At 78.3% G+C, this 2,696-nt stretch carries 2 protein-coding genes; one reads left to right on the forward strand and one right to left on the reverse strand.

The window, feature by feature from the left end; translation table 11 throughout:
* Positions 1 to 34 precede the first annotated feature (34 nt).
* Positions 35 to 1,291: a glycosyltransferase 87 family protein gene (locus GQS09_RS27855; RefSeq protein ID WP_165990291.1), complete on the forward strand. Its 1,257-nt coding sequence runs from the start codon at positions 35 to 37 to the stop codon at positions 1,289 to 1,291.
* Between the two features lie 129 nt (positions 1,292 to 1,420).
* On the opposite strand, the gene GQS09_RS27860 is transcribed toward GQS09_RS27855, so the two are convergent.
* Positions 1,421 to 2,395, reverse strand: a complete 975-nt coding sequence (locus GQS09_RS27860) for a YbhN family protein (protein ID WP_243761884.1) — start codon at positions 2,393 to 2,395, stop codon at positions 1,421 to 1,423.
* Positions 2,396 to 2,696: the final 301 nt, after the last annotated feature.

A 2,696-nucleotide genomic window follows, 5' to 3' on the forward strand; every position in this document is an offset into this window, starting at 1 on the left:
CCGGCCCGGGCACCATGCCGCGGCCGGAGCCGGGATGAGCCGGACGCCGGCGCCGCGCCGGCCCCGCGTGCCGCGGGCGCTGCTCCTGCTGCTTCCGGCCGCCGCGGTGGCCCTCTTCCTGGCCACCGTCCCGCTGCACCGGCACTGGTTCGACCTGCAGGTCTACCACGAGGCGGTGCATCACTGGGTGCGCGACGGCGGCCGGCTCTACGACTACCGGGTGCCGGGACACGACTACGGCTTCACCTACCCGCCGTTCGCCGCCCTGTGCATGCTGCCGCTGGCCCTGCTGGACTGGCCCGCCGCCCTGGCCGCCGGCCTGCTGCTGAACGCCGCGGCCACCGCCGCCGTGGTGGTCCTGCTGGCCGGGCCGGTGCTGCGCGGCCGGGTGCGCGGCCGCTGGTACGCGCTGGCGGTCACCGGCTGTGCGGTGCTGCTGCTGGAACCGGTGCGGGACACGCTCAGCCTCGGCCAGGTCAACCTGGTGCTGCTGGCCCTGGTGCTGGCCGATGCCCGGCTGTCGGCGGCGCGCGGCGGCCGGGCCGCCCGGTTCGCCGGCGTCGGCACCGGACTGGCCGCCGCGGTCAAGCTCACCCCGGCCCTGTTCATCGGCTATCTGCTGCTGGCCGGGCGCCGCCGTGCCGCGGCCGTGGCCGCCGCCACGGCGGGCACCGCCACCCTGCTGGCGGCCTGCGCCGCGCCCGGTGCCTCCCGCGACTACTGGACCGGGGCGCTGTGGGACACCGGACGCATCGGCGACCTCGCCTACATCTCCAACCAGTCCTGGCGGGGCGTGGTGGCCCGGCTGGCGGACTCCGCCGCTCCGGGCATGGCGCAGCAGGCGGCCTGGGCGGCCGGAGCGGTGCTGATCCTCGCCGTCTGGGCCCTGCGGGTACGACGGGCCGAGGCCGCCGGCAGCCCGGCCGCCGGACTGGCCCTGACCGGTGTGGCCGCCTGTCTGGTCAGCCCGGTCACCTGGGTCCACCACCTGGTCTGGCTGCTGCCCGCGCTGGCCGTGCTGGCCGCGGCCGTGCCCGCCCGCCCACCGGGCCGCCGCCTTCCGGCTGCCGCCGGGGCCGCCGGGGCCTATGTGCTGCTGTGCAGCAGTGCGGTCTGGCTGTGGCGGTCCGACGGCTCGGGCGTGGACGGATTCGCCGGCGGCAACGCCTACGTCTGGCTCGCCCTGGCCCTGCTGCTCGCCCTGCCGGCCGGGCCGCCGTCCGCCGCCCGCCGCCGTGGCCGCCGTGGCCGCCGTGGCCGCCGGGGTGTGCGTGCTGCTGCGCGGCGGTGAGGTGCGGCTGCGGCGGTGCGGCGCCCCGGGTGCGGACGGGTGCGCCGGCGGCAACGCCCGGTTCTTCGCGCTGCCGGCCCCGGACCCTGCTTGGCGGCGGCCCTGGCCGAGGCCCGCCGCCGGCAGGTCTCACAGCACGCGCCAGCGGAACAGCGCCACCAGCGTGAGGACACCGGGCAGCAGCGGCAGCCAGGAGGTGATCGCGCGGAAACCGATCACCACGGCGGTGGCCGTGGCCACCGGCGTGCCCACCGCGACCAGCGTCACCACCAGCGCCGCGTCGACCGAGCCGAGGCCGCCCGGTGTCGGGATGAAGCCGGCCGCCGCACAGGCCGCCAGATAGGCGATCGCCACATGCAGGCACGACGGCGGCGCGTTCAGCGCGAGCGCCACCGTCACCAGCACCCCGGCCTGCAGCGCCGGGAACGCCAGCGCGCCGCCCCACAGGGCCGCCGTCCTGGCCGGCCGGGCGTGCAGCGCGCGGGCGTCGGTCAGCGCGGTGCGCAGAAAGCCGCGCAGCGCGCCGCGCAGCGGTCGGACCGTCAGCAGCACCGTGAGCACCAGGGCCAGCGCGGCCAGCACCAGCACCGTCATCAGCAGGCCCCGGCCGGCCGGGAGCGCCGCGCCCGGCCGCAGCGCACCCGGGGTCAGGGCCAGCAGCGCGAGCAGCAGAACCAGCCGTCCCAGCGGCAGGGCGAGCGAGTAGAGCGCCAGCGAGGCGGTGGCCCGGGCCAGCGGCACCCCGCAGCGGCGGTAGAAGCGCAGGGTGACCAGGTGCGCGCCGAGTCCGGCGGGCAGCAGGTCGTTGGCGGCGCCGGCCGCGAACTGGGTGGCCAGCAGCCGGCCGGCGGGCAGCGGCTCCAGGACGGTGCCCTGCCGCGCGAAGCAGACCGCCACCCAGCACAGGCCGGTGGTCAGCGCCGCGGCCAGCAGCCAGCCGCGGTCGGCGGCCCGGAGCTGGCCGAGGCCGTCCGTGATCACCGCCCAGTTCCCGGCGGACCAGAGCACGACCAGGGCGACCGGGAGAAGACAGGCGATGCGGCGCAGCACGGGCCGGGGCGGCGCCGGGAGCCGTCTCGTCGGTGCGGTGGTCGTCCCCGGCAGTGTCACGGTGTCAGCCGTCCTCTCTCGCCTGGCGCCCAGCAGTGTGGCTACCGGAAACGGATATGCCCGACGCACACGACGCCCCGGTGTCCGCAACGCGACGGGCCGCGGTGACACCGATGGCCGAAGGGCGCCGGGACGGCCGGGCGACCCGCGACGCGGGCGTGCGGGGCGGTACCCCGGGCGCCCGGGGGCAGCCAGGTAGTGTGCCCGCGATGAGCACGCCCGATTCCGTCCCGGACACCCGCAGGGCCCCGCGCCGCCCGCTCGGCCGCGGCCCCGCCGCCGGGCGTGCCCGGCC

The sequence above is a fragment of the Streptomyces sp. YIM 98790 genome (assembly GCF_011421595.1).
GTDB lineage: Bacteria > Actinomycetota > Actinomycetes > Streptomycetales > Streptomycetaceae > Streptomyces.

What these genes read in the sequence shown, in the direction of transcription:
- GQS09_RS27855 (WP_165990291.1), top strand. Translation starts at nt 35, where the DNA reads ATGAGCCGGACGCCGGCGCCGCGCCGGCCCCGCGTGCCGCGGGCGCTG.